Annotated in this window: 20 protein-coding genes; 15 read left to right on the top strand and 5 right to left on the bottom strand. The window is 68.1% G+C overall.

The window, feature by feature from the left end; translation table 11 throughout:
* Window positions 1-58 precede the first annotated feature (58 nt).
* From FQ137_RS06130 to FQ137_RS06070, 12 genes are all read left to right on the top strand, one after another.
* Window positions 59-826, top strand: a complete 768-nt coding sequence (locus tag FQ137_RS06130; protein WP_149291607.1) for a sulfite exporter TauE/SafE family protein — start codon at window positions 59-61, stop codon at window positions 824-826.
* A 135-nt stretch (window positions 827-961) separates the two neighbouring features.
* Complete coding sequence (locus FQ137_RS06125; RefSeq protein WP_149291606.1) at window positions 962-2629, top strand: DHA2 family efflux MFS transporter permease subunit; 1668 nt, start codon at window positions 962-964, stop codon at window positions 2627-2629.
* A gap of 931 nt (window positions 2630-3560) precedes the next feature.
* Complete coding sequence (locus FQ137_RS06115) at window positions 3561-6212, top strand: ATP-dependent DNA ligase (RefSeq protein ID WP_149291604.1); 2652 nt, start codon at window positions 3561-3563, stop codon at window positions 6210-6212.
* 240 nt (window positions 6213-6452) lie between these two features.
* Window positions 6453-7040, top strand: coding sequence for a YdcF family protein (locus FQ137_RS06110; protein WP_255583677.1), 588 nt, complete (start codon window positions 6453-6455; stop codon window positions 7038-7040).
* Between the two features lie 104 nt (window positions 7041-7144).
* On the top strand, window positions 7145-7804 hold the full coding sequence (locus tag FQ137_RS06105; protein WP_188064795.1) for a TetR/AcrR family transcriptional regulator: 660 nt from the start codon (window positions 7145-7147) through the stop codon (window positions 7802-7804).
* Between the two features lie 145 nt (window positions 7805-7949).
* Window positions 7950-9164, top strand: coding sequence for an ABC transporter substrate-binding protein (locus FQ137_RS06100; protein WP_149291602.1), 1215 nt, complete (start codon window positions 7950-7952; stop codon window positions 9162-9164).
* The gene (locus tag FQ137_RS06095) at window positions 9164-10039 is read left to right on the top strand and encodes a branched-chain amino acid ABC transporter permease (protein ID WP_149291601.1); all 876 of its coding nucleotides are present in this window, start codon (window positions 9164-9166) and stop codon (window positions 10037-10039) included. Before FQ137_RS06100 ends, FQ137_RS06095 begins: the two co-directional genes overlap by 1 nt.
* Window positions 10039-11052 (top strand): branched-chain amino acid ABC transporter permease, encoded by a 1014-nt coding sequence (locus FQ137_RS06090; protein WP_255583675.1) that lies wholly within the window; start codon window positions 10039-10041, stop codon window positions 11050-11052. The genes FQ137_RS06095 and FQ137_RS06090 overlap by 1 nt, the downstream gene beginning before the upstream one ends.
* A gap of 2 nt (window positions 11053-11054) precedes the next feature.
* Window positions 11055-11867 carry an ABC transporter ATP-binding protein gene (locus tag FQ137_RS06085; protein ID WP_149291600.1) on the top strand — a complete coding sequence of 271 codons (813 nt, stop codon included), beginning with the start codon at window positions 11055-11057 and terminating at the stop codon, window positions 11865-11867.
* A complete protein-coding gene (locus FQ137_RS06080) occupies window positions 11864-12565 on the top strand; it encodes an ABC transporter ATP-binding protein (protein ID WP_149291599.1) in 702 nt (233 codons plus the stop codon). The genes FQ137_RS06085 and FQ137_RS06080 overlap by 4 nt, the downstream gene beginning before the upstream one ends.
* Window positions 12562-14298 (top strand): class I adenylate-forming enzyme family protein, encoded by a 1737-nt coding sequence (locus tag FQ137_RS06075; RefSeq protein ID WP_255583672.1) that lies wholly within the window; start codon window positions 12562-12564, stop codon window positions 14296-14298. The genes FQ137_RS06080 and FQ137_RS06075 overlap by 4 nt, the downstream gene beginning before the upstream one ends.
* 80 nt (window positions 14299-14378) lie before the next feature.
* Complete coding sequence (locus tag FQ137_RS06070) at window positions 14379-15383, top strand: DUF4352 domain-containing protein (protein WP_149291598.1); 1005 nt, start codon at window positions 14379-14381, stop codon at window positions 15381-15383.
* Window positions 15384-15702: 319 nt separating this feature from the next.
* Here the strand turns inward: FQ137_RS06070 and FQ137_RS06065 are convergent, their stop codons facing one another.
* The 3 genes from FQ137_RS06065 to FQ137_RS06055 are packed head-to-tail and all read right to left on the bottom strand — an operon-like array spanning window position 15703 to window position 19428.
* Entirely contained in the window at window positions 15703-16140 is a 438-nt protein-coding gene (locus tag FQ137_RS06065) for a hypothetical protein (RefSeq protein WP_149291597.1), read from the bottom strand.
* Window positions 16133-17680 carry a sodium:solute symporter gene (locus tag FQ137_RS06060; protein WP_149291596.1) on the bottom strand — a complete coding sequence of 516 codons (1548 nt, stop codon included), beginning with the start codon at window positions 17678-17680 and terminating at the stop codon, window positions 16133-16135. The genes FQ137_RS06065 and FQ137_RS06060 overlap by 8 nt, the downstream gene beginning before the upstream one ends.
* The gene (locus tag FQ137_RS06055; RefSeq protein WP_149291595.1) at window positions 17677-19428 is read right to left on the bottom strand and encodes an AMP-binding protein; all 1752 of its coding nucleotides are present in this window, start codon (window positions 19426-19428) and stop codon (window positions 17677-17679) included. The genes FQ137_RS06060 and FQ137_RS06055 overlap by 4 nt, the downstream gene beginning before the upstream one ends.
* Window positions 19429-19495: 67 nt before the next feature.
* Between FQ137_RS06055 and FQ137_RS06050 the strand changes: the two genes are divergently transcribed.
* The 3 genes from FQ137_RS06050 to FQ137_RS06040 all read left to right on the top strand — a co-directional run bounded on the left by FQ137_RS06050 (window position 19496) and on the right by FQ137_RS06040 (window position 23049).
* Window positions 19496-20275, top strand: coding sequence for an enoyl-CoA hydratase/isomerase family protein (locus FQ137_RS06050; protein ID WP_149291594.1), 780 nt, complete (start codon window positions 19496-19498; stop codon window positions 20273-20275).
* Between the two features lie 2 nt (window positions 20276-20277).
* Window positions 20278-22011 (top strand): helix-turn-helix domain-containing protein, encoded by a 1734-nt coding sequence (locus FQ137_RS06045; protein ID WP_188064793.1) that lies wholly within the window; start codon window positions 20278-20280, stop codon window positions 22009-22011.
* Between the two features lie 78 nt (window positions 22012-22089).
* Window positions 22090-23049 (top strand): methyltransferase domain-containing protein, encoded by a 960-nt coding sequence (locus FQ137_RS06040; protein ID WP_149291592.1) that lies wholly within the window; start codon window positions 22090-22092, stop codon window positions 23047-23049.
* Between the two features lie 222 nt (window positions 23050-23271).
* Here FQ137_RS06040 and ccsB read toward each other — a convergent pair whose 3' ends face one another.
* On the bottom strand, window positions 23272-24255 hold the full coding sequence (ccsB, locus tag FQ137_RS06035; protein ID WP_188064968.1) for a c-type cytochrome biogenesis protein CcsB: 984 nt from the start codon (window positions 24253-24255) through the stop codon (window positions 23272-23274).
* 23 nt (window positions 24256-24278) lie between these two features.
* Complete coding sequence (locus FQ137_RS06030) at window positions 24279-25940, bottom strand: cytochrome c biogenesis protein ResB (protein WP_149291590.1); 1662 nt, start codon at window positions 25938-25940, stop codon at window positions 24279-24281.
* Window positions 25941-25976 lie beyond the last annotated feature (36 nt).

The raw sequence follows: 25976 nt of genomic DNA, 5'->3' as shown, positions 1-25976 counted from the left end.
CACTCGCGGGATCGCCGCCGCCGCGGACGGGCACCGGACGTGAAAAGGTACAAGCACCATGCTCGCCGAAATCGCCCCGCAGCTGCTCCTCGTCGCCGCCGCGTCCGTCATCCTGGGAACCGTCCTGCAGCGGGTCAGCGGGATGGGTGTCGGGCTCGTCGTCTCCCCCACCCTCGTGCTGCTCCTCGGGCCCGTCACCGGCGTCCTGCTCACCAACCTCACCACGACCGTGTCCGCCACACTCATCGCGATCACCCTGCGCCGCGACATCGACTGGCGCCGCTACCGCCGCCTCGCGCCCCTCATCGTGGTGGGATCCGTGCTCGGAGCGCTCCTCGTGCGTGCCGTGGACCGCAGTTGGCTCGAGGTGGTGATCGGCACACTCCTGCTGGCCACGCTCGCCACCACCGCCCTCGTGCGCATGCCACCGGTCAGCGGCCCGATCCCCGCCGCCGTCGCCGGCACCGCCGGAGGATTCCTCAACACCGCCGTGGGAGTGGCCGCGCCCGCGATGCTCATCTACGCCCACGCCACCAACTGGACCCAGCGATCCTTCGCCGCCACCCTGCAACCGATCTTCGGCACCATGGGCGCCGTCTCCGTGATCACCAAGGTGGGCCTCGGCGCCGCGCCCATCACCGACCTGCCGCCGCTGATCGTCATCGCCCTCGTCGTGGCGATGGTGCCGGTGGGCATCACGCTCGGCGGGCCGATCTCCCGGCGGGTCAGCGCCGAGACCGGGCGCAGGCTCGCCGTCGTCGTCGTCACCGCCGGAGCCCTCACCACCCTCGGCCGCGGGGTTGGGCACCTCACCGGGGTGCTCTGACACCCTGACGCCCGGCCCGCGTCTTACCCACCCGGGGACACTCCACCCAGCTCTCTTCCACCCGGGTCTCATCCACGCCAGGTCTCATCCATTCGACTGATGGCAGCGCGCCACCGCGCCGTTAAGGTCGGACCAATGACGAGTGAGCAGCCCACCACCGCGGACCATCACTCCCCCGCCGGGACGCACACCCGCCCGCGCCCCAGCAAATGGTGGGCGCTGGTGGTGATGGCGGTGGGCCTGGCGATGATCGTCATGGACGGCACCATCGTCGCCGTCTCCATGCCCACCATCATCGCCGACCTCGACCTCGACCTCACCGACGCCCAATGGGTCAACTCCTTGTACTCCGTGGTTCTGGCGGCGCTGCTGCTCACCGCCGGCAGCCTCGGCGACCGACTGGGCCGGCGGCGACTATTTATTGCGGGAATCGCCCTGTTCGTGGCCGGCAGCATCTGGGCCGCCACCGCCGGCGACGCCACCGCCCTCATCAGCGCCCGCGTCCTGCAGGGAGTCGGCGGCGCCTGCATCCTCCCCACCACCCTGTCCACCGTCAACGACACCTTCCGCGGCACCGACCGCGCCGCCGCGTTCGGCGTGTGGGGCGCCGTCATCTCCGGCGCCGCCGCCCTCGGCCCCCTGCTCGGCGGGTGGCTCACCAGCACATTTTCCTGGGAGTGGATCTTCCTCGTCAACGTGCCCATCGGCGTAGTCCTGGTGGTGGCCGCACTCATCGCCGTGCCCAAGACCACCGCGCCGTCCGGCCGGCGCGGCTACGACGTCGACGGCCTGCTGCTCAGCGCGATCGGATTCGGGCTGCTCGTGTTCGCGATCATCGAGGGCTCGGCGCTCGGCTGGTGGGAACCGCTCGCCGACCTCCACCTGTTCGGGCTCACCTGGTCGCAGGACATGCCCGTCTCGATCGTGCCGATCCTGCTCGCCGTGTCCGTGGTGGCGCTTGTCTTGTTCGGGTTCTGGGAACGTCACCGCGAACGCGTCCACCGCTCCGCGCTGCTCGACCTCACCCTGTTCTTCATCCCCACCTTCAGCCTGGGCAACCTCGCCGCCATGATGATCGCCATCGGCGAGTTCGGGCTCATCTTTGTGCTGCCGCTGTTCCTCATCAACGCCGTCGGGCTGGGCACCATGGCCACCGGCTACGTGCTGGCGACCATGGCCCTCGGTGCGTTTGTCGCCGGCGCCCTCGCCCGGCACCTCGCCGCCCTCATCGGCGCCGCCGGCACCGTGCTCGCGGGCGTGGCCCTCGAGGTACTGGGCGCACTGACCCTGGCGCTGACCATCCACGCCGGCACCTCGCCGGTTGTGATCGGTGCGATTCTGGTGATCTACGGCATCGGCCTGGGGCTGGCCTCCGCACAACTGACCAGCACCGTCTTGCACGACATCCCCGTCGCCTCCTCCGGGCAGGGCTCGGCCACCCAGAGCACCGTCCGACAGGTCGGCGCCGCCATCGGCGCCGCCGTCGCCGGCTCCGTCCTCTCGCTAGGGCTGGCACAAAGTTTTGCATCCGTGACCGGCCCGGCAGCCCAGTTCGCCGATGCCACCCGCAGCTCCGCCGGCGGCGTCATCTCCGGCCTTCGCGACCAGGGTGCGCCCGACGCCCTGGTGGGCGTCCTGGCCGACGGCTTCGCCGACGCCACCCGCTGGACCCTCTACAGCACCACGGGGTTCCTCGTGCTGGGGCTGCTCGCCGCCGTCGCCGTGTTGGCGGCAGCGCGGCGGGGTGGGGCTGGGCAGGAGGATAAAAGCGTCAACGCTGAAACTGGAGCTACTTCTGTTTAGGCCGATGCTGGTGCGCGTTTACGAGATTGGTTCCGGGCACTGGCCAGTGACCGCGCCGATCGAGTTAATCTCCGCATTGGATCGAGGATCGTTCGCGTAATTGATCTGGTTGGTGCACCGATCGTCGGGCGTGGCATTCGGATCGCGCATAGTGGCACCGGACGGGTACCTGCACACCGTTCCGTCGCACTTCGGCGAGTTGGCCGCAGCCTCACCTTGCAAAGTGCGGTCGTGAACCGCTTGGCAGTAATCGGAGTACCCGGTCACGCTTCCGTCGGACCAGTAAGTCTCTACCGGCCCGAGTCCCATCTGACAGTCGACTATGTAGGGCGTCTCGACCGCGGCAAGCTCAGGCTCGCTGACAGGTGCCTCGACCGTCGTCGTAACGGTGGCGGTCGAAGGCTCACTACTCGTCGACCGTTCGCTTGTTGAAGCGGTGGCTGATTGCGGCGCCTGGGTCTCGCTCGAGCCACACCCCACCAACCCGGCACCCAGCAAAACCACGACCAGAAGACAGTACTTAGCACCCATGCCGAATATGTTTACGCTGCAATCGTGGGTTTGCGGTGGAAACGCGCGTTTACGTCATGACCTCTGGCGGGGACCTGCCAGTCCCTCTCGGATCGAGCGCAGTCCAGGCCGCACACCTGCTCCGGCGTGTCACGGACGTACGTTACGTACTCATAGTCAGGAACGGCTTCGATTGATTCAGTGTGGGCGTTCATTGCTGGTTCGTCTGCTTGGTGCCTGCGGGCGGCGGGCGGGATCGGCACACCCCCAGCGCCCGAGGGTGGCGGTTGGCAGAGACGGCCCAGTATTCAGCCCCACCCCGAGGTGATCAACGGTCTAGGCAAGATTCCATATCGCCGCGCTGCGGGCAGCCTGAGCCGAGGCGGTCGCCGGTGTCGGACTGAAGTGCCAGAGTGGACCCATGGCGACCAAGGGGAAAAAGGAGTCGGTCGAGGTCGACGGGCGGACCGTGCGGTTCACCCACCCCGACAAGGTGCTCTACGAGGCCACCGGCACGACCAAGTCCCAGGTGCTGGAGTACTACCTGGCCGTGGCGCCCCTGCTCATCACGTACGCGGGCCGGCGGCCGGTGACGCGCAAACGCTGGCCCGACGGCACCGGCGACAAGTCGTTCTTCGAGAAGAACCTCCCCTCCCACGCGCCCGACTGGGTGCCGCGGGTGACGATCGAGCATTCCAAGCGCGACGTCACCTACCCCGTGCTCGACTCGCCCGCCACGCTCGCGTGGTTCGCCCAGCAGGCCGCGCTCGAGCTGCACGTGCCCCAGTGGACCCTGGAAGACGACGAGCCCGGGCGGACGCGCCGGATCGTCATCGACCTCGATCCGGGACAGGACGTGGATCTGGATACGACGGCGAAGGTCGCCCTGCGCGTCAAGGACTTGCTGGACGAGGCGGGACTCGATTCGTTCCCGGTCACCAGCGGGTCGAAGGGAATTCACCTCTACGCCCGGCTGGACAGGGCCGTCACCGCCAAGAGCGCCTCCGCGGTGGCCAAGCAGATCGCGCAGTCGCTCGCCACGCAGACCCCCGACCTGGTCACTTCCACCATGACGCGGTCCATCCGCGACGGCAAGGTGTTCGTGGACTGGAGCCAGAACAGCGGCGCCAAGACCACCGTCTCGCCGTACTCCCTGCGCGGTCGGGCCGAGCCGTGGGTGGCCGCTCCCCGGTCGTGGGAGGAACTCGGCGACGGCGGGCTAACGCACCTGCACTGGGACGAGGTCCTGAAACGGCTCGACGCGGACGGTGACCTCCTCGACGGGCTCGAGGGGACCGGGTCCGCCAAGAAGAAGTCCGCAGCGAAGAAGTCAGGATCGTCGGCCGGTTCAGCATCGCGGGCAAAGAAATCGGGGGGCGGCAAGAAGAGCTCGTCGTCGTCCGATGACGAGGACCCCGAGCCCGCCGGCACCGCCCCCACCCGCGCCGACTCCGCGCGCAACGAGACTGCCCGCAACGAGGCTCCCACCAGCGACGGCCCCACCAGCGATGACGCCGTCGTCACCAGTCTCGAGGAGTACCGACGCAAGCGGGACCGCCGCAACACCCCCGAGCCGTTCGAGGGCGAGGTCGAGACCGATCGCGACGGCGCCGACGGGCCGATCTTCGTCATCCAGGAGCACCACGCCCGGCGACTGCACTACGACTTCCGGCTCGAGCGCGACGGAGTCCTGGTCTCGTGGGCCGTGCCCAAAAACCTGCCGACCGTGCCCAAGGACCGGCGGCTGGCCGTGCACACCGAGGACCACCCGCTCGGCTACGAGACCTTCGCCGGCACCATCCCCAAAGGTGAATACGGCGGCGGCACGGTCAGCATCTGGGATCACGGCTGGTACGAGTGCGAGAAGTGGCGCGACGACGAGATCATCATCTGGCTCCACGGCGAGCAGGTCTCTGGCCGGTACGTCTTGGTGCGCACGAGCGCGGAGAAGAACCAGTGGATCGTGCAGTACATGAAGGACCAGTCGCCGGACTCCTTCTACGGTGGCCGCTCCAACCCGAAATCGTCCTATCCCCCGGGCGACAAGCGGGGCCGCAACTCGGGTGCTGACGCGTCCGGCGGGGCCGGCGAGGCGAGTGCCCGCAGCTCGGACCACGCCGACCACCCCGACGCTCCCCCGCCGCCGATGATCCCCACCGCGGCCACCGTGACCGAGCTACCCAACGACAAGTGGGCGTTCGAGGGCAAGTGGGACGGCTATCGGGTGACCGTCGCGACCAGCGGCAGCGGCGGGCAGACGCGCCTGGTCAGCCGCAACGGCAACTCGCTGGACTGGCTGGCCGACGGCTTCCCCGGACTCGCCGACGCACTCGAGCGGCCGGCGGTACTCGACGGCGAACTCGTGGTGCTGGGCTCCGACGGCGTCCCCGACTTCGCGGCGCTGGCCAAGCAGGCCGCGGCCGAGGGGCAGGACTCGTCGCTGCCCGCCGCGGAACTGTTCGTCTTTGACGTGCTCGAGGTCGACGGCGTGGACCTGCAGTCACAACCGTGGGAGCGTCGCCGCGAAGTGCTGGATCTGCTGACCCCGGCGTTGACCGAGGTCGACCGGGTGCACGTGCCGGCCGTACTGGACGGCCCCGGCGACCGCGCCCTGGCCGAGGCGGAGGAGTTCGGCTGGGAGGGCATCGTCGCCAAACGCCGGGACTCCCGCTACGAGTCCGGCCGGCGGTCGCAGTCGTGGCTCAAGGAGAAGCTGCTCACCACCACCGACGCCGTGGTGGGCGGCTGGCGGCCAGGCAAGGGCGGACGCGCCGGGGCGGTGGGCTCCCTGCTGCTGGGCCTGCCCGCCGAATCGGGGCTGACCTACATCGGCCGCGTGGGCACCGGCTTCACCGACAAGCAGGCGCGCGCCCTGCTCGACGAGCTCGAACCGCTGCAACGAAAGACCAGCCCGTTCATCGAGCAGCTGCCCGCCGACGCCCGCCGCGACGCCCACTGGGTCCTGCCCAAGCTGGTCGTGGAAGTCCGCCACCAAGGCTTCACCGACGACGGCGTCCTGCGGCAGGCCTCCTGGCGCGACATCCGCCGCGACAAGCTGCCGGGGGATCTGTAATCCCAGATCGCCAATCCCAGATTGCCCGACCACCCGGGCCTTTCCGCGTTGTCGGCACCCCCGCACACACGCGCGCAAGTACTGCAGCCGCGCAGGAAATTTCGTGCGCGGCTGCAGGAATTGCGCGCGGCTGCGTGGCGTGGGGTGCACGGTGACCACCGCGCAGCGGGCAATGCTCCGGCCCGCCGTCCCCGCAGGCAGCTCAGTCCGGCCACAGGGCCACGCCGTAGTCTCGGGCCGGTGAGACCCCGCTCCCTACGCCGCCGAATCGCAGTTCTCGCGACAGCGCTAGTGCTCCTGACCGGCACTGTGACGGGGTTGACGGCCGCGCGCGCCGTACTCTTCCCGCGTGTCGACTCCCCCGACCACGTCGACGCGATCGTTGTCGTGGCCGGTGCGAACGACGACCGCTACGTCTACGCGCGCCACCTCGCCGAAGAAGGGGTGTCCGACCACATCCTGGTCTCGCAGCCCTCCCCCGGAGGCCGCGACACCTACTCGGCCGCGATCGAGTCCTACTGCGCCGCCAGCCCGGTCACCGCACGCGACGGGCGGCGCATCCGGGTCGAGTGCTTTGAACCGGACATCGGCACCACCGAGGGGGAGACGACTGCCGCGACGCGCATCGCCCGCGACCGCGGCTACGAGTCACTTCTCGTGGTGACCTACTGGGGGCACGTGTCGCGGGTCCGCATCTACTTCGAGCAGTGCTTTGACGGGCCGGTCTACGTCACCGACACGCCCCGGCCACTGTCGCGGTCGCGGAAGCACGCGCTCCTGCACGAGACCGGCGGTTACGTCAAAGCCTTCCTCAAGCCCGCCTGCTGACGTCCCACCCTGTCAATCAAGCGACTGCTTGGTGCACATCCGAATTCCGCGTCGGTGGCGCAACATCGACACAACGCAGCGACTTGGGTAAGTATTAGCAGGTGGTGAGCCGTCAAGCCCAGATCAAGTTCGTTGCCGCAAAACTGTTCGTCGAGAACGGCGTGGCCGGAACGAGTGTGCGCGATATAGCTGACGGGGTCGGCATGCTCTCCGGCAGCTTGTACCACCACTTCCCTTCCAAGGACGCAATCGCCTTCACCATCGTCTCCGATTTTCTCGCAGACCTGATCAGCCGCTATGAGTCGGTTCTCCCGCACGTCAACGGGATGCGAGAAGAGTTCGGCGCGCTGGTCCACTCTTCAATCGACGTCGCGACCGCGCATCCGTACGCGACAGAGATCTATCAGAACGAACGCTCGTTTCACGGCCCCCAGGCTCCGTCTGAGATCTCGGATGCCGTCGAGCGTGCGCACCACTTTTGGACGAACACTGCGGAGCAGGCCAGTCGGAAGGGTGATCTACGTGCGGAAATGGACCCACTAGAATTCGCGCGGATGTTGCGCGAGGGCGTGTGGTGGTCAGTGCGGTATCACCGTGAGTCGTTGGCCGAGACCGCCTCGACGGTTGCCGACACACTTCTCACCCTGTTCCTCGATGGCGCCACCCCCCGGCCGGTCTCGTCGGGAGGCCCCAGCACGCTCGAACATCGAGTTGATCAGATCGAGGCTCGGTTAGACCGCCTCGCCCGCCACCAGCCGAACTGACTCGCCCCACCCCGCGAATCCGTGTCGAGGTCGGCGGGTAGCTCCTCCTGACGCCACCCACGTTGACACCCGATAGTGCCATGGGTCACACTGCCAAGCGAATGCTTGGCAAACGCAAAGCAAACGTTTGATTTGTGGAGGCTTCATGAAGAGACCACGATTCACCAGGACCCTTCTGGCTGCGGCACTCGCCCCCGTCATCGCGACCGCCGCCTGTGCCTCGGTCGAGGATCCGGTGGACGACTACATCGTGATCGGGATGGACGAAGATTCGACGGGACCCGGCGCGTCTTACGCGACCATCGCCGGCACCACCGTTCGCGCGACGATCGACCGCCTGAACGCCGAGGGCGGCATCAACGGAACACCGGTGCGGCTCGTAGTGGAGAACGACGAAAGCAGCCCCACCAACACTCCGTCCATCATTCGAAAGCTCAAGGACCAGGGCGCCGCCGCAGTGATCCTGTCCACCGGAAGTGGAGCAGCGCTTCAGGCCAAGCAGGTCTCTGAGACCGCGGAGATCGTCACCATCGCCCCAGTCGCACTGACCGACTCCGTCGCTGGCCCACCAGGCAACGAGTACGCCTACATGGTGCCCAACCCACTGGCCCAGTACGCCGAGGTTTACTGCGGCGCATTCAAGGCCGGAGGCAATGGACGACTGGCGATCCTCGCGGATGCGAGCCCCGCGATCTCGGGAATCCTCGCCACCCTCGACCCCAAACTGCAGGAGTGCATCGAGGTCGTCGACACCCGTAAGGCCGCCGTCGACGCAGCCGACCTCACCGCCGGGGTCAGCCGACTCCTCGATTCAAAGCCAGACGCCGTGCTCGTCGCCAGCGTCGGCGGCAACTTCGAGCTGACGGCGCAGAACACCCTGCACCGCCTCGCCCCCGGGCTGCAACGCTTCTCACTCGCCTCCATCGGTAACCAGCCGGAAGCGTGGAACCTCGCCAATCCGGGCTCACTCGACGGACTGGTTTTCATGGGAAGCCTCAGCACCCAGAACCAGCGGACCACCGAACTCGAACAGTGGCTGCGCACCATCAAGGGGCCCGACTACTCGCTCACCGCCTACGACGCTCAGGCCTACGACGCCGTGATGCTCATCAAACACGCGATCGAGCTCGCTGGGACCCACACGGATCCGCAAAAACTCAACGAAGCCATGCAACAGGTGCAAGATGTTCCCGCCAGCTTCGGGCAAGAACAGTTGACCCTGTCCTTTAACCCGGACAAGCACATCGCCCCGGACTCGGTCTGCGGCTTGGTGCTGGTCGAGTTTGGTCCGGACAACACCCCGGTCGGCCCCTGGTCCGACTACCAGCCCGAATGCACACCCGAGGAGGGCGAAGCCTGATGGACGACCTGCAACTCTGGCTAGCCGCGGCCGAGATCGGCTGCTTCTTCGCCCTCGTCGCGCTATCGATTTACCTCGTCGTCGTCGGCGCCGACTTCTTCAACTTCGCCGCCGGCCCCTACGCCATGACCGCGGCGATGCTCACCGGATACGCGGCCACGATGTGGGGCGTGCCTGTTTTCCTCGGCGCGCTCCTCGGCATCGCGGTAGGAATCGTGATCTCCATCCTCACCGAGATCACCGTGGTCAAACCCGTTCAGCGTCGCTCGGGCGGTGCGGAACTCCCCGCGCTTGTGGCGGTCACAGCCACGCTCTTCGCGATCCAGCAACTCGCCGGCACCCTCTTCGGACGCACACCACTGCCAGTGCAGAACCTGCTCCCGATCTCGGACTTCCACCTCGGCTCCCTCTCAGTGCAGGGCACCACCATCACGATCGTCCTGGTCACCGCCGTCGTCCTGACCGCCACCGTCCTGTGGCTGCGGATGACGCAGACCGGTCAGCTTCTGCGCGCTGTCGGAGACAACCACACCGCCGCCCAGACCATCGGCGTCAACGTCAACCGCGTGCGGCTCTGGGCGTTCGGTATCTCCGGCGCCATCGCGGCGATCGCCGGCATCGTCTTCGCCGCCAAATCCGGCGTGCAGTTCACCAGCGGACTGTCCTGGACCCTCACCGGGTTCCTTGCTCTGGTCATCGGCGGCACCGGCAAACCCTGGGCCCCGCTCGTCGGAGGTCTCGCCCTGGGCTGCGTACAGGTCTTCGGAAGTTACTACTTCGGCGCCACCGGCAGCTCGATAGCCATCTTTGTGATCGCACTCGTCTTCTTCGCCTTCCGACCAGAAGGTCTCTTCCAGCGAAAGGTGCGTGTCTAGTGAGCACCACAACACAGCACACCCGACCTGCGGTCCCACCCGCTCGCGCGGTCCCACACCGCTCACCCCTGCGTTCTGTCCTCGGCGAGAGTGCGCTCTGCCTCGTCGTCGTCGCCGGTGTCCTAGCCTGGATGGGGCCCAGCCTCTACCGCCAGGACCTGGTCTTCCTCACCGCCACCTACGCGCTCGTCGCGCTCGGCATGTACCTCCCATTCGTCCTCGCCGGCTCCCTCTCGATGGCCTACAGTGCCTACGCCGCGATCGGCGCGTATGCAGTGGCCTACCTCGCCGTTACGCAGGGCGTGTCCCCGTGGTGGGGTTGGTTGGTCGGAATGGTGCTCTCGGCGATCGTCGCAGTCATCATCGCACTCGCTACGCGCAAACTCTCCGGCTTCTACCTCGCGGCAGTGACGCTCTTGTTTGCGCTGGCCTTCGAACACTGGCTCGGCGATGCCGACAGCATCACCGGCGGCTCCTCCGGAATCTCCGCCATCCCGGTGCCGACGTTCTTCGGGCTCGAACTTCCGCGCTACGCGCTCGTCGTGGCCGCAATTGCGTTCGTCTGCCTCGTGGCAGTTCTTCTGGACCGCCTCCGTCGCTCCGCATGGGGACTGTCACTCTCCGCAGCCCGGGAAAGCACGCCCGCGGTGCAGTCCTCGGGCATCTCCCCCACCCATCTCACAGTTGTTGCCCTGGCAGCAGGCGCCGCCATCGCCTCCACCGGCGGGGCCCTATTCACCGCCTCCGTGCAAGCCGTGACCCCCGAGACATTTGCGCTCGACCTGGTGTTCCTGGCGATCTTCATGCCCATCATCGGCGGCCGAGGCTCCGCGTGGGGCGCTCCACTCGGTGCGCTCATCGTGGTGGCCGTCACGCTTAATATGCCCGGCTACCAGGGCTCGGGCGAACTGCTGCTCGCTGTGGTGGTGCTGGTGATCCTGCTACTGGCGCCGGGCGGCGTCATCGGATGGACGAGACAGGCCATCGAGCGCCTGCGCGGAAAGAAGGGATGACGATGACCGACGCATCACTGCCTTACGAAGGCGGCACCCCCAGCCTGCTGTCCGTCGCCGGGGTGACCAAACGCTACGGCGGGGTCACCGCGGTCGACGACGTCAGCTTCGACCTGGCTGCTGGCCGCGTCCTCGGACTGGTCGGACCGAATGGCGCCGGCAAGACGACGCTCGTCGACTGCATCGTCGGCACCCAAGCCGCAACCGCCGGGACCGTCGAACTCGACGGCCGCCCCCTCGGATCCGGGCCCACCCGACGCGCGCAGGCCGGGCTCGCCCGCACCTTCCAGCACCCACAACTTGCTCTCGAACTGACGCCGGTGGAGAACATTGTTCCCGGGCTGGTGGGCCGCGGAATCAGCTCGTACGCCGGCTCCTTCGGCGCGATGCTCCGCGGACTCTCGGGAACCCCCCGGGATGTCCTGGCGGAGGCCGCCGAGCTCGCTGCCGAATACGGGGTCACGACCGACGCCGTACCAACGGGGGACCTCAGTCTTGGCGCCCAGCGGCTAGTCGAAATCGCACGCGCCATGGCCGCTCAACCGAAAGTGCTTCTGCTCGACGAGCCGTTCGCCGGCTCTGATCCGGACGGCATCGCGGCGGTCTCACGCGCCATTCACCGGGTCCGAGACTCCGGCCGCTCGGTGGTGCTCGTCGACCACAATGTCGACCTCATCGCAGACCTGTCCGACACCGTGGTCCTGCTCGCCGAAGGCCGTGTGGCTTTCCGCGGCGATCCGGTCGAGTGCATGCGCAGCGCGGAGATGCAGGCCGTCTACTTTGGCGCCCCAGTGACCACGGAGGAAACACGATGATCACGATCAAGGAACTCACGGTCCGCTACGGAAACGCCCATGCCGTGCGCGCGGCGTCATTCACTGCGCCATCCGGACAGGTGACCGCGATCGTCGGCCCCAACGGAGCCGGCAAGACGAGCCTGATGTCGGCAGTGTTCGGCTCGGTCCCCGCCACCGGACGGGTGGAGATCGACGGTGAGGACATTAGCGGTGCCCCCGCGGGCACTCGACTACGAAAGGGGCTGGCGTACGTCCCACAGGGGCGTCAACTCTTCCCGCGGCTCACCGTGCGGGAGAACCTCGAGATCGGCGCCCGCTTGGTGGGCGTACGCAACACGGCCCTGGACTCTGCTTTCGAGAGCTTCCCGATCCTTCGGACACGGCAGCGCCAGCTCGCTGGTGTTCTCTCGGGGGGTGAGCAGCAGATGCTCGTGCTGGCCCGGGCCCTGCTGGTGACCCCGAGCGTGCTGCTGCTTGATGAGATGACGACGGGACTGTCACCCAAGATCACCGGGGAGCTCCTGGAACGGGTCCGCGATCTCGCCGACTCCGGCGTGACTGTCGTGGTGGCCGAACCCGCCCTGCACCGGGTGGCGAAGATCGTCGACCGCGGGTACGTGATGATGCGCGGAACCGTCACCGGACCAGAAGGCGACTCGACTGCCCTTGACGCGGCATACCGTAGCGCCATGGGCGTATTGGAGGAGGCACTGTGACCGAGCTGACCGGGCCGGGTCCCGACACCTTGGACGACTTCACGGTGACCCCCGACGCGTTCACTGGTGTCTCCGTCAGCGATTTGGTCCGCCACTGGGCCCGCACCCACGGCGACGAACCCGCCTACATCAGCCCCGACGGCGCGACCACGTGGGCCGCGTACGACCTCGCCGCGGACCGCATGTACGCCGCGCTGCGGTCCGGCCCCGGCGGGCAGCAGCCCCCGGAGTCGGTGGCGGTGTACCTGCCCGACACGGTCGGCTTCCACGTCGCGCTGGTGGGCGCCTACCGAGCCGGGGTCCGGGTCGCGGCGATGGGCGCACGCTCCGGGCCCGCCGAGGTCGCACACATCATGGCCTCGGCCGGTGCGCGGGTCCTGGTCACCGCGCCACAGGTGCGCGGCGTGCCCGTTGAGAACCTGCTCGCCGACCTGCGGGGTCGCGGCACCGCGATCGACCGGGTCCTGCTGGTCGACGACACCACGATCGTAGAGGTCGGCAGCGAGGTCGGCGCCACCGCTGACGCGGCGGGCGACCAGGGCGGGGCGGACGACCTCGGCGCCACCGCTGACGGCCCGGACAGCACCGCTCCCGGGCACCCGGTGCCCGTCGATCCTCGGCACTCGTTCGGCGTGGACGAGGTGTCCATGCTCAACAGCACCTCGGGGACCACCGGCCGGCCCAAGCTGGTCACCCAGACGCAACGCCGCTGGACCGCCTTCGCGGCGCTGGCCTGCCGCAACGCGGAGCTGACCCGGCAGGAGACGGTGGCCGCGTTCGTGCCGGCGCCGTTCGGATTCGGCCTGTGGACGTCCCACTTCCTGCCCGCCCTGCTGGGCCGCACCGCCCTGGTGATGGAGCGATTCGACGCCGCCACCGCCATCACCATGATGCGCGAGCACCGGGCGACCGTCCTCGCGTGCGTGAGCACCCAGTTCCGCATGATGCTGCACTGCTCGCAGCCGCCGCTGGGCAGCGTCCACGACCTGCGGGTGATGTTCACCGGCGGCGAGGCCGTGCCGTTCGCCGAGGCGAAACGCTTCGAGGACGTCACCGGCGCCAAATCGCTGCAGTTCTACGGCTCCAACGAGACCGGGGCGGCCAGCGCCACCACGATTCACGACGACGACGAGACCCGACTGTCGACCGGCGGCCGCATCATCCCGGAGATGCGCGTGCGCGTCTTCGACGGGGGCCGCGAGGTCACTGGCCCGGGCCTCCGGCGCGGCCAGCCGGCAGTGCGGGGTGTGCTCACCTCGCCCGGCTATTGGAACGACCCCGAGGCCAACGCCGAGTTGTTCACCGACGACGGGTGGGTCCTGTTGGGCGACGTGGTCGAGATCGACGAGTCGGACCGCCTCCGGGTGGTCGGGCGGTTGGCCGACCTCATCATCCGGGGCGGCAAGAACATTTCCGCCGTGGAGGTCGAGGACCACGTGCGCGAGCACCCGGCAGTCGCGATGGTCGCGGCAGTCGGCGTCCCGGACCCGATCTTCGGCGAACGACTGTGCGTGGTCGTCACCCTCGAGCCCGGCGCCGAGGCGATCACCCTGGCCGAGCTCACCGACTGGCTGCGTACTCACGGGGTGACCCGCGAGTACCTGCCCGAGAAGCTCCTCGTGGTGGAGGCCCTGCCCACCGCGCCGGGCGGGAAGATCGCCAAAGGCGAGGTGCGGGAGCTGGCCCAGGCGAGCATGTCGGACGGTGGCGGCCCGCGGGTCGCCACAACCTGAACGCCCGGTCAACAAAAGCCAAGTCGCGACTTACACCAGCAAGTATGCGATGAGCTCGCCATTATGTAATCCTTATACACATGTCAGATCCGAACACACCCTGGTCGGGACGAGCCGACGACGCCCCTTCGCACCCAGACCACCGGCCGGGTGCTGAACCCACCACTCAGCCCCAGTACGAATTCGCCACCGCATCGGGCCCCCACCCCCCATACGGCGGACACGCCGGCCCCCATGGGCAGTACAGCGGCCCCCCTCCGCAGTACGGCTATCCGGCCTATGGAAACGCCCCCTTCCCCGGCGATGAGCCCGCCAAGAAACGGAACACCCTCGGCATCATCGCTCTGGTCGTAGCCATCCTGGGCGCGATCATGTCGGTCGTACCCGGCGCCGCGATCATCGGATGGATCCTCCTCCCCTTCGGGTTCATCATGGGACTGGTCGGCCTGTTCGCCAGCGGCAAGCCAAAGGGATCCGCGATCGCTGCGGTCATCGTGTCCATCCTGGGAACCATCATGGCGATGGTGTTTTTCGTCACCGTGATCGGCGACGCCTTCGACAGCGCATTTGATGACCCCGTCGCCGTGTCCCGCTCAGACTCCGGCGATACCGGCGGCTCCGGCGACTCCGGCGGTGAGGTCGCGGCAGTTGCTGGCGACAGCGGAGATGATGTCGGCACCAGGGACAACCCCGCGGCTATCGGCGACGTGCTCGGGACGGGCGACTGGAAGGTCGTCGTGAACAGCTTCACCCGCAATGCCACTGATCAGGTCATGGCCGCCAACATGTTCAACGATCTCCCGCCCGCGGGAAGCCAGTACGCGCTGGTGAACCTCACTGCCACCTACGTTGGCGACGAGTCAGGGTATGCCGACTTCCTCAGCGTGTCCTTTGTCACCGACGGCGGCAACGTCATCCGTTCGTTCGACAATATTGCTGTTACGCCAGAGCCTCTGGAGGGTGAGCTCTACCCAGGCGCTTCAGCGACAGGAAACGTCAGCCTGGCGATCCCCGAGGTCGAGTCGGGACTGCTCCGACTTGAGCTCTCCATGTTCGGAGGGGAGGTGTTTGTCGCCGTCGAATGATCGCTCGCCAAGACTGAACGCCGCCGCTCCGGGACTTCCTGGTCGGCGGCGTTTGTCGCTCCCGCCACTGCCCGCGATTCCCGGAAGGTCGACCCGGCCGAGGCGCTCGAGCGAGTACTCGCGGCCCGTCCGAATAGACGGCTCGGGCAGCTCTGCCTCGTCGCCACCCCCGCAGCCGCGCGCTAAACCTGCAGCCGCTCACGAAAATTCGTGAGCGGCTGCAGTGATTGCGCGCGGCTGCGGCTCGGGAGGCGGGGGCGGGGGATGCGGGGGCTGCGGCTCGGGAGGGGCGGCTGCGGGGGCTGCGGGGCGCTCCCGGTCAGTCGAACACTGCCGCCAGCCGCTTCTCGTCGATCGTGCGATCAAAGACGAACGCATACAGCAGGCCCGCGCCGACTGCCGTGTATGGCCAGAGGAAGTAGAAGATCACACCCATCGACATCGGCAGGCTCCACAGGGTGGCGTCGCCGGACGCGGTGAGAATCGACCACACCACAAGAACGGCCAGGCCGCCGCAGTAGCCGACGATCGCCATCGAGGACGCCCGGTCCCACGTGCCGTTGGCGCGCAGTGAGCCCATGAGCATCATGGTCACGGCGAACAGCGGGACGGCCAGGAAGACCATCTGCCAGACGTCGGCGAGCATCCCGATCAGCGCGAAGGCCGCGACTGCCACAAAAGCGTTGATGAGGGTGTTGGCGCGCTTGTACTCAGGGATCGGGGCCCCGGCGCGGCCGAGGGCAGCGAGATCAGACATGGTCGGGCCTTTCGGTGGTGGTGGCGGTTGCGGGCGCGGAGGCAGTGCCGGCCAGTGGGCCGTCGGTCACGGCGGCAGACCCGCCGTAGAGGAACGCGAGCGTCGCATTGGGGTGGCGGTTGGACGTCATGAGAGACACCACGTAGAACAGCAGGATCGACACCAGCAGCGAGATGCCGCCGACCTGCATATACGTCGGCACGGTGATGACCTCGCGGGCGGCCAGCGAGCTGATGACCAGGTTGCCGACGATCGCAAAGATGACCGTGACAGTGGCCGCCATTGCGGTCGCGCGCTCCCAGTAGATCGACATGACCACCGGCCCGACAATCGCCGCGGCGAAGGCAGCCCAGCCCAGAGCGCCGAGCAGGAACACCACCTGCGAGAGGAACAGGGTGAGCAGCACGGACAGCGCCACCAGCACGCCACTGGCCACTCGGCTCCACAGCACCTCGCGGACCACTCTCACGCCAAACGCAGCAGGCAGGTCTCGCATCATCGACGAGGCGCCGATGGTAATGAAGCTCGAGGCCGAAGACATGATCGCGGCCAGCAGGCCGGTCAGCGCGATACCGCCGACGATCGGGTGCGTCACGGAGTTGAGGAACCAGATGGCGGTGTCGTCGATGTTCTCCAGCTCCGGGGCGTCGCCCGTGATGACCATCGAGCGGGTCGCCAGGCCGATGCCGACCGAGAACAGGGTGGTCACGGCGTAGGCGATGCCGGCGACGGCGGCGCCCCACTTGAGCTGGGTCATGTCCCGCAGCATGAGGAACTTGGTGAGCAACTGCGGCTGCCCGACCGCACCCACAAAGATGAGCAGGCCAAAGGCGAAGATGTACGTCGGCGACTTGACCCCGTCGATCGACAGCAGCTCGGCGCTGGACGCGGTGATGGTCTCGAGCATCGGGCTCCACCCGCCGGCCACCTGGACGGCAAAGATGAACAGTCCCACGGACATGACCACCATGAGCACGCCCTGCACGAGGTCGGTCCACACGGCGGCGAGCATGCCGCCGGCCATCGTGTACGCGGCCACCACCAGCGAGCCGATCCACGCGCTGGTCGCCACGGAGGTGCCGAGCAGGAGCGAGATGATGACGCCGATCGCGGTGACCTGCGCCGTCATGTAGGCGATCGCCGCGATGAACACCGCGACCGACATGGTGGCGTGCGACGTGCGGTCCTGGAAGCGGATCCGGATGAGGTCGGGCACCGAGTACACGCTGTGCTTCTTGCCGATCCAGTTCAGGCGGCTGCCGAGGAGGAACCAGGCGACGGCGAACCCGAATGGCGCGAAGAGCCCGACGGCGATGAGCGCCTGGAGGCCCCACGCGTACGTCTGCCCGGTGCCGCCCACCATGCCCCAGCCGGACTGGATGGACGAGAAGCTGGCGATGGCCATCACAAAGAAGCCGAGCGACTGGCCTGCGACGAGGAATTCCTTGGCCGATTTCATCTTGGTGTTGGCCCACGCGCCGATGGCGAACATCAGCACGAAGTAGGCGAGCACCACGCCTATGACGACGGGATTGTTCATTGCACGTCCTTGCGTGAGGAGGAGTACGTGGAGCGCAGTTGCGCGCGGCGGATCTTGCCGGTGTTGGTGGTGGGCAGTTCGTCGAGGAAGACGACCTCGCGCGGGTACTGGTAGAACGCCAGGCGTTCCTTGACGAACGCTTGGATCTCGTGGGCGAGCTCGTCCGAGCCGGTGACGCCCTCGCTAGCGATGACGTACGCGACGATCGCTTCCCCGCGCAGGTCGTCCGGCACGCCGATCACGGCCACCTCGTCGACGGAGGGGTGGCGCAGGATCTGGTCTTCGATCTCGCCGGGGCCCACCCGGTAGCCGGCCGACGAGATGAGGTCGTCGTTGCGGCCGGAGAACCAGAAGTTCCCGTCGTCGTCGACCGTCGCTAGGTCGCCGGTGTGCAGGACGCCGCCGGCGGTCTTCTCGGCCGTCTTCTCCGGCGCGTTCCAGTAGCGCAGGAACGCGTTGGGGCTGGGCAGGCGGACGCAGATCTCACCGACCTCCCCCGTCGCGGCCGGCTCGCCGACCTCGTCGAGCAGCACCAGGTCGAAGCCCGGGGTGGGGCGGCCCATGGAGCCGGGTGGGGACGGAAATCGGGCGTGGCAGGTGCCGACGATGAGGTTGCATTCGGTCTGGCCGTAGATCTCGTTGACCTGCACTCGTAGCGCGTCGCGGGCCCATTCGGCCACGGCCTCGCCGAGCGATTCGCCGCCCGAGAACGCCGCCCGCAGCCCGGTGCGCGCATAGTCCACATCGGAGGCGCGCATCATCTTGAGGATGGTCGGCGGCAGGAACGAGCAGGTCACGCTGTGGCGGCGGAGGATGTGCTCGACGGTCTCGGGGCTGGGCCGCCGGTTCGACGCCACCACGGGTACGCCGCTGTAGAGGCTGGGCAGCAGCACGTCGAGCAGGCCGCCGGCCCACGCCCAGTCCGCGGGCGTCCAGAACACGTCGCCGGGCTCGCCGGTCGTGGCGCGCTGGGGGAACCCGTCGAGCGCGCGTACCACCCCGGGCATGTGCCCGAGCACGACGCGGTGCCCGTGCAGGGCGCCCTTGGGCTGGCCGGTGGTGCCGGAGGTGTAGATGAGCAGCGCGGGGTCGTCGGGTCCGGTCACGGGAACGACGACGGCGAGGTCAGCATCCTCCGTCACCGCCAGCGGCAGCACGGTGAGCGCGCTCGCGTCATCCGGCGCCGTTCCCGTGACCGGCACCGCGTCGCCCGTCTGCACCGCGCCGCCCGTCCGGCCCCCGCCCTCCGGCACCGCGTCGCCCGTGACGAGCACGGTCCGCAGCTCGGGCAGGTCGGCGAGTTCGCCGGCCAGGCGGGAGTAGCAGTCGGCGTCGAAGACGGCAGCGACCGCGCCGGAGTCGCCCATCCGGAACAGCGCCGCCTCGGGCCCGAACTTCACCGACAGCGGGACCGCGATCGCGCCCATGAGATACGAGGCCACGTGGGCGACGGCGGTCTCCGCGGACTGCGCGCACATCACGGCGACGCGATCCCCCTCGCCGACGCCGCGCTCGCGCAGGAACGTGATGAGTCGGCGGGCACGGGCCCCGAGTTCGCCGAACGTGGTGATCTCCGGCGGATCGCCGCCCCGGTCCACCACGATCGCGGGAGACTCCGGCGGATGCGCCTCCGTGCAGGCGGCGCCGATGTTGAACTGCTCCGGGATCTCCCACTGGAAACCCTCGGGATCCAGTGGCGGGCTCCACGGAGCTGCCTGGATTGTGAACTCGCTCACGTCTCGTGACATGCCCCTGACGGTAGAAGTGGCGCGGACCACATACAATGGAGAATCCTCCTAGGTTTGGAGACCTGCCATGTATGAATTCCTATCCCTCGACGTGACCGACGGCGTTGCCCTCATCACTCTCAACCGCCCGCCGGTCAACGCCCTCTCCCGCGCCATGCAGGAAGAACTCCGCGCAGTCGCCGCCGAGGTCTCGGGCCGCGACGACGTCGACGCCGTGGTGTTCACCGGCAGCGAGCGCGTATTCGCCGCCGGCGCCGACATCAAGGAGATGCGGCACATGACGCACGCGCAGATGGTCACCGAGGCCCGCGAGTTGCAGTCCGCGTTCACCGCTGTCGCCGCGATCCCCCAGCCGACCGTCGCCGCGCTCACCGGCGCGGCCCTCGGCGGCGGCATGGAACTCGCCCTGTGTTGCGACCGCCGGATCGCCGAAGACAAAGCCAAGCTCGGCCAACCCGAGATCCTGCTCGGCATCATCCCCGGCGCCGGCGGCACCCAGCGACTGGCCCGCCTCGTCGGCCCCGCCGCGGCCAAGGACCTGTGCCTGACCGGCCGCACCCTCACCTCCGCCGAGGCACTCGAGCTGCGCGCGGTCGAGGAGGTCGTTCCAGACGGGCAGGCCACCGCCCGCTCCCTCGAGTGGGCCCGGCAGTTCGTCGGCGGACCGCGCATCGCCCTGCGGGCCGTCAAGGAGGCCGTGGACCGCGGCATCGAGGTGGACCTGGACACCGGCCTGGCCATCGAACGCGCCCTCTTCGCCGGACTGTTCGCCACCGAGGACCGCGAGATCGGCATGCAGTCGTTCATGGACTCCGGTCCCGGCAAGGCACAGTTCACCGGCCGCTGACCGTGGCCGTCGACCTCGCCCTCGGCCTGCGCGACGTCCTCGACGCAGCCGCCGAACTCGCCACCGCCGAGGACGAGGACGCGGTCCTGCACATCGCCATCCGCCGCGCCCGCCAGATCGTGGGCACCGACCTGGCGTACGTCATGCTGCTCGACCCCGACCGCGGCGACACTTACATGCGCATGGCCGAGGGCGCCACCAGCCCCCGCTTCGACACCATCCGCCTGGGCATGGGGCTCGGCCTCGGCGGACAGGTCGCCGAGACCATGGCACCCCGCTGGACCCGCAACTACCTCGCCGACGAGCAATACACCCACGTCATCGACCCGATCATCATCGACGAGGGCGTCAAGGCGATCCTCGGCGTCCCCGTGCGCACCTTCGGCCGGCTCACCGGGATGTTGTTCACCTCCGACCGCACCGAACGCGACTTCGACCACGACGAGATCACTCTGCTCTCCCTCCTCGCCGACCAGGTCTCCGCAGCCCTCACCGCCGCCGAACGCGCCTCCCGGCGACTGCGGGAACTCGACACCACCCGCGACGTCCTCGACGCCGCCCACGCCGAAACCGCCCGCCTGTCCGCCACCGTCGACCTCCACGAACGCCTCACCCGACTGGTCGTCGCCGGGACGACCGTGCCCGAGATCGTCGACCTCGTAGTGGACCTCGGGGGCGGCACCGCCGCCGTGTTCGACCTCGCCCACCGGGAGATCGGCTCCTCTCGCTCCCCCGAGGGACCGCCGGTCGACCTGCTGCGGCAGGCCCTCGACGAGGACGGCGCGGATCCCGAGTCACCGACGAGCACGGTTACCCGGTCGGTGGACGGGCACCTCGTCGTCGTCGCCCCCGTTGTCACCGGACCCGACCACCTCGGCCACGTCGTCTTTGCCAGCCATGGACCTGCCCCCGCCGTCCGACCCGTGCTCGCCCGCGTGAGCTCCGTGATCGCGCTGATCCTGCTGGGACACCGCGCCCGTGACGAGGCCGACAACCGCGTACGCGGCGAGCTACTCGCGGAGGTCCTGGCCCCCGGCGAACACGATCTCGAGAGCATCGCCCGACGGGCCTCCCTGCTCGGGGTGGACGTGGACGCCGACCTCGTCACACTGGTGATCGTGCCCACCGATGCCCGGATGTCGCGCGCGCTGGAGACCGAGTGCCGCACCCTCGCCCGCGCCGACAACGGCCTGGTGACCACCTACGGCGACCGCGGGGTCATGCTCCTGCCCGGGGCCGACGCCGGCGACACTGCCCGCGACGTCGCCTCCCGCCTGGCCACGCATCACGCCACCGTGGGCGCCTCCGGGCCCATCTCCGGCGTCACCGGACTGGCCCGGGTGAACGACCACGTCGAGCGCGCCGGGCGGGCTGCGCGCCTGCTCATAGCTTTGGACCGGGCTGGCGACGGCGCCGCGACCGACGAACTTGGGCTGTACGGGCTGCTGTTCAGCGAGGTCGACCGCGAATCCGTCACACACCTCATCGAGCGCAACCTCGGGCCGGTGCGCGACTTCGACCGCACCCGCGGCACCGCGCTGCTCGACACCCTGCAGGCGTGGTTCGCCGCCGACGGCAGCCCCTCCGCAACCGCCGATCGACTGTTCGTGCACGTCAACACGGTCTATCAGCGGCTCGACCGGCTGGACTCGGTGCTCGGCCCGGGCTGGCGCCGCGGCGACCGGGCCCTCGAACTGCGGCTTGCCCTGCGGCTGGCCGAGCTCCGCGGCGCCTGACCTGCCCGCCCGCCGAGCCCATACCAGGATTGCTTGAATCACTAAATAGTGAGAAACATCTCATGGTAGCTTCACGAGGTGAACCATGAGTTGATCCGCGCAGGTAGAGCCCGTACTGCGCACGGGCTGGGCCGTCTTCGCCGTGCTACGGATCGGGTGGGCTGGCGGCAAGGACCTTCTCGCCTCATCGACGATGCAAAGAGCTACTGGGCAGGAAATTCCGCCGCGCGTGGACCAATGGGCTCGTTGCCGATACGCACACCGGGAAGCAGCACCGGAACGCAACAACGGGTCACATGGGAAGCAAACTCGCACTGGCGTGGCGGCATAGGTGACGATGCTTGGTGTGAAGTCGGCGCCGAGCACCTCGCGATGTTCCGAATGCTCAGGAAAGCACTGGACAATCCGCCTGATCTTGGCGTCGTCATCGAGTGGGGTTGCGGCGGCGGTGCAAACGCCGCCGCGTTTGCACCCATCTCGGAGAGATTCATCGCCGCAGATGTATCGCGTGAGAGCCTCGTCGAATGTGTGCGGCAAGTCAGTACGGTTCGCAGCGCGCCGATAGACACCTTGCACATTGAAATCGATCACCCAGAACGCGCGACCGCGGGCCTGGAAGAAAGCTGCGACATTTTCTTGTGCCTCTATGTCCTCGAGCTGACTACAGGGCCCGAGGAAGCGATACGGATTCTACAGATCGCCGAACGACTACTGGTTCCTGGCGGGATGGCGTTCGTTCAGATCAAGTACCACACGGCCGAATCGCGCCCTCCGAGGTACAAACGCAATTATCGGCGCAATCTCGCCAACATGACGACATTCGGAATTGATGAATTCTGGGTGCGTTCTGCCGAATGCGGGCTGGAGCCGAAGCTTCTCACGTTGGTGCCCAAGAATCGATTGGACTCGAACTACGCTTATTACGCACTGACCAAACCGGCGGTGGGTGCAGCGGTCGAATACCCCATTGCCGATACTGTTCGCTCTGTGGGCCCTTTCGGATCCGGAGTGGGCCCCAGAGGAACGGCCAGTCAGTGAAGGCCGGGCGCCTCGGCCCGTGGCTCGCAGCGCTTCCCACCTACGCGGCACCGTGGCAAGCGGCACGAGCGTGTTGCAGCACAGCCGCGCGCTAAACCTGCAGCCGCTCGCGATATTTCGTGAGCGGCTGCAGGAATTGCGCGCGGCTGCGACGAAGGCTGGCTGCGACGAAGGCCGGCAGCGCCGAAGGCCAGCAGCGCGGAAGGCCGGCGCCGCCGAGAGCTAGTTCAGGCCCGCGTAGGAGTGCAGGCCGGAGACCACGATGTTGATGAAGAACAGGTTGAACACCAGCACGGCGAAGCCGGCGATGTTGATCCAGGCCGCCCGCTTGGGGCCCCACCCGCTGGTCGCACGCGCGTGCAGGTAGCCGGCGTACAGCACCCAGGAGATGAACGACACCGTCTCCTTGGGGTCCCAGCCCCAGAAGCGTCCCCATGCGCCCTCGGCCCAGACGGCGCCGAGCAGGATGCCCACACCAAAGATCGGGAAGCCGATGACCGTGGTGCGGTACGCCAGGCGGTCGAGGGTCTCGGCGGCCGGCAGCGGCCGGGCAAGCCGCGCGCCCCACCCGTGCTCGGCGCCCCGGGGCTGCCACAGGCGGATGAGGTACATGATCGAGACGACGCCGGGGATGAGCAGGATGCCCGCACCCAGCGAGATGATCGACACGTGGATCGGCAGCCAGTACGACTGCAGCGCCGGCACGACGGGCGCGGCCTCGGAGTACAGGTGCGTGCCGCCGAAGAACAGCAACACCAGGACCGGCAGCAGGACGAACGGCCACGCCACCTTCATCGCGGGCTTGCGCAGGAACACCATCCCTGCAGCCACCGCCAACAGCGTGGTTCCGAGGATGAACTCGTACATGTTGCCCCACGGGTAGCGGCCCGTGGCCAGCCCGCGCAGCAACAGCGACACGGCCTGGAGCACGAACGCGACCACGATGAACAACTGCGCGATCCGCGCCCAGCGCTCACTGCCGGCCGAGGCCCGCTCCTCGTCACCGGTGTCGGTGATCGAGGTGGACTCGGTGAGCTCGATCCCGGTGCCTGGCCCACCAGCTGCGACCAGTTCCTTGTGCTGGACCTTGGGAACGCGGAAGCCCGCGTAGTAGATCAGTGAGGCGAGCAACGCCAGCACGTAGATTCCAAACGCCGTCCGAAATGTCAGGTCCGAGTAGGTGGACAGGCTTTCGTTGACGGGCATGCCCTGCGCGAGGGTCAGAGTGATCACCGGGTGTCGTCCTTCCGCACGTCGTCGTCGGCGGTGCCGCGACTGGTTGAAGTGTGTCCCTGTTGTGCCTCATCCGGCAAGACGGGTGTGACGGCCGCCCCGGAGACCAGCCGGTCGCGGAGCTCGTCGAACTCGCTGCCCCAGCCGGATCGGTCCGTCTTGGCGAGGCCACCCAGTTCGACGCGGGTGACGTCGTCGTCGTCAACACTCACCCTCGCCCAGATCCTCCGGCGCCGCACCATCAGGCTCAGCACCAGGCCGGCCATCATGACGGCGGCGGACACGCCCACCCAGATCTGCGTGGGATCGTCCGAGATCTGGATATTGATGAACTCGTCCGCTCCGTCGAAGCGGACCGTGGTGCCATCAGGGAGGGTCGTGCTCTCGCCGGGCTTGAGGTTGACGCGGGCCTCACGCTCGAGCGCACCGGATTCGATGAGGTCCGGCTCGAGCGAGAAGATCGACTGCGGGCGGCCGGTGTCGAGACCGGCGTCGCCGCGGTAGACGTCGATCGCCACCGCCGGGTCATCCATCCGCGGGAAGCGTGAACTGAGCAATTTGCCGTCGAACTGCGCGGTCGGCGCGAACAGGCCCTGGATGGCGATCTGCTGCGTACGCCGCTCGACCAGGTCGGGGTACAGGCCGGCCGGCGGGTCGAAGCGCATGATGCCCGAGGACAGGAACGTCTGCAGATCGGTCGGCTGCCAATGCTGCGTGTCCGTGCGGGTCTCCCCGTTGGGGAACGTCACCGTGAAGGTGGGCGCGAAGCCGTGTCCCTGCAGGTAGACGCGGGTGGAGCCGACGCGCAGCGGGTGGTTGACCCGCATCTCGTACGGCTCCCACGTGTCGGGGTCGGTGGTGGTGACCTCTCCGCTGTAGCGGACGTTGGAGGTGAACATCTTGGCCTGGCCGTTGGGCAGGTAGTCGGCGCGGAAGTCCTCGACCTTGAGGCAGAACTGTTCGAGGTCGGTGCCGTCGATGAGCAGCCCGGCGCGGAACGAGTCGTACGCGCTGGGGGTGGTGTTGCAGAACGCGGGCGAGTCCTCGTTGGCGATGATCACGCGCATGCCCTCGGAGTAGACGAACTTGCCGGCCGCGAACATGATGAGCAACGCGAGCAGACCGAAGTGGAAGACGATGTTGCCGACCTCGCGCGAGTAACCGCGCTCGGAGGAGAACTCGATGGTGCCGGGGACGCGGCCGTCGCCGTCGTTGCGCCGGACCCGGCCCTTGAGCTCGCGCCGGATCTGGTCGGCGGCCTGCTCGGGCGTCGCCGTTGTGCGGTACGCCGCGTGGTGCGGCAGCCGGGACAGGTTGCGGGGGGTGAGCGGCGGCGGCGTACGCAACTGACGGACCAGTTCGACACAGCGCGGGGTGAGACAGCCGATCAGCGAGATGAACAGCAGGACGTAGATGGCGGTGAACCACCAACTGCTGAACACGTCGAACAGTTGCAGCTTGTCGTAGGCCTCCCCCAGCCAGCCGTTCTCGGCGATGTATTTGTTGACGTTGCCCTCGTTGAGGCTGCGCTGCGGCAGGAGTGCGCCGGGGATGGCGGCGACGGCCAGGAGGAACAGCAGGATCAGCGCCGTGCGCATGGCGGTGAGGGTGCGCCACGCGTTGCGGAAGAAGGCGATAACGGCAGCGGTTCTGGGCATGGTGTCCATCTGCGGGTCGCGGCGCGCCGAGGCGGC

Source organism: Dietzia sp. ANT_WB102 (assembly GCF_008369165.1).
GTDB lineage: Bacteria > Actinomycetota > Actinomycetes > Mycobacteriales > Mycobacteriaceae > Dietzia.
The sequence above is the reverse complement of the archived record's forward strand: the minus strand, read 5'-3'. Positions and strand labels throughout refer to the sequence as shown.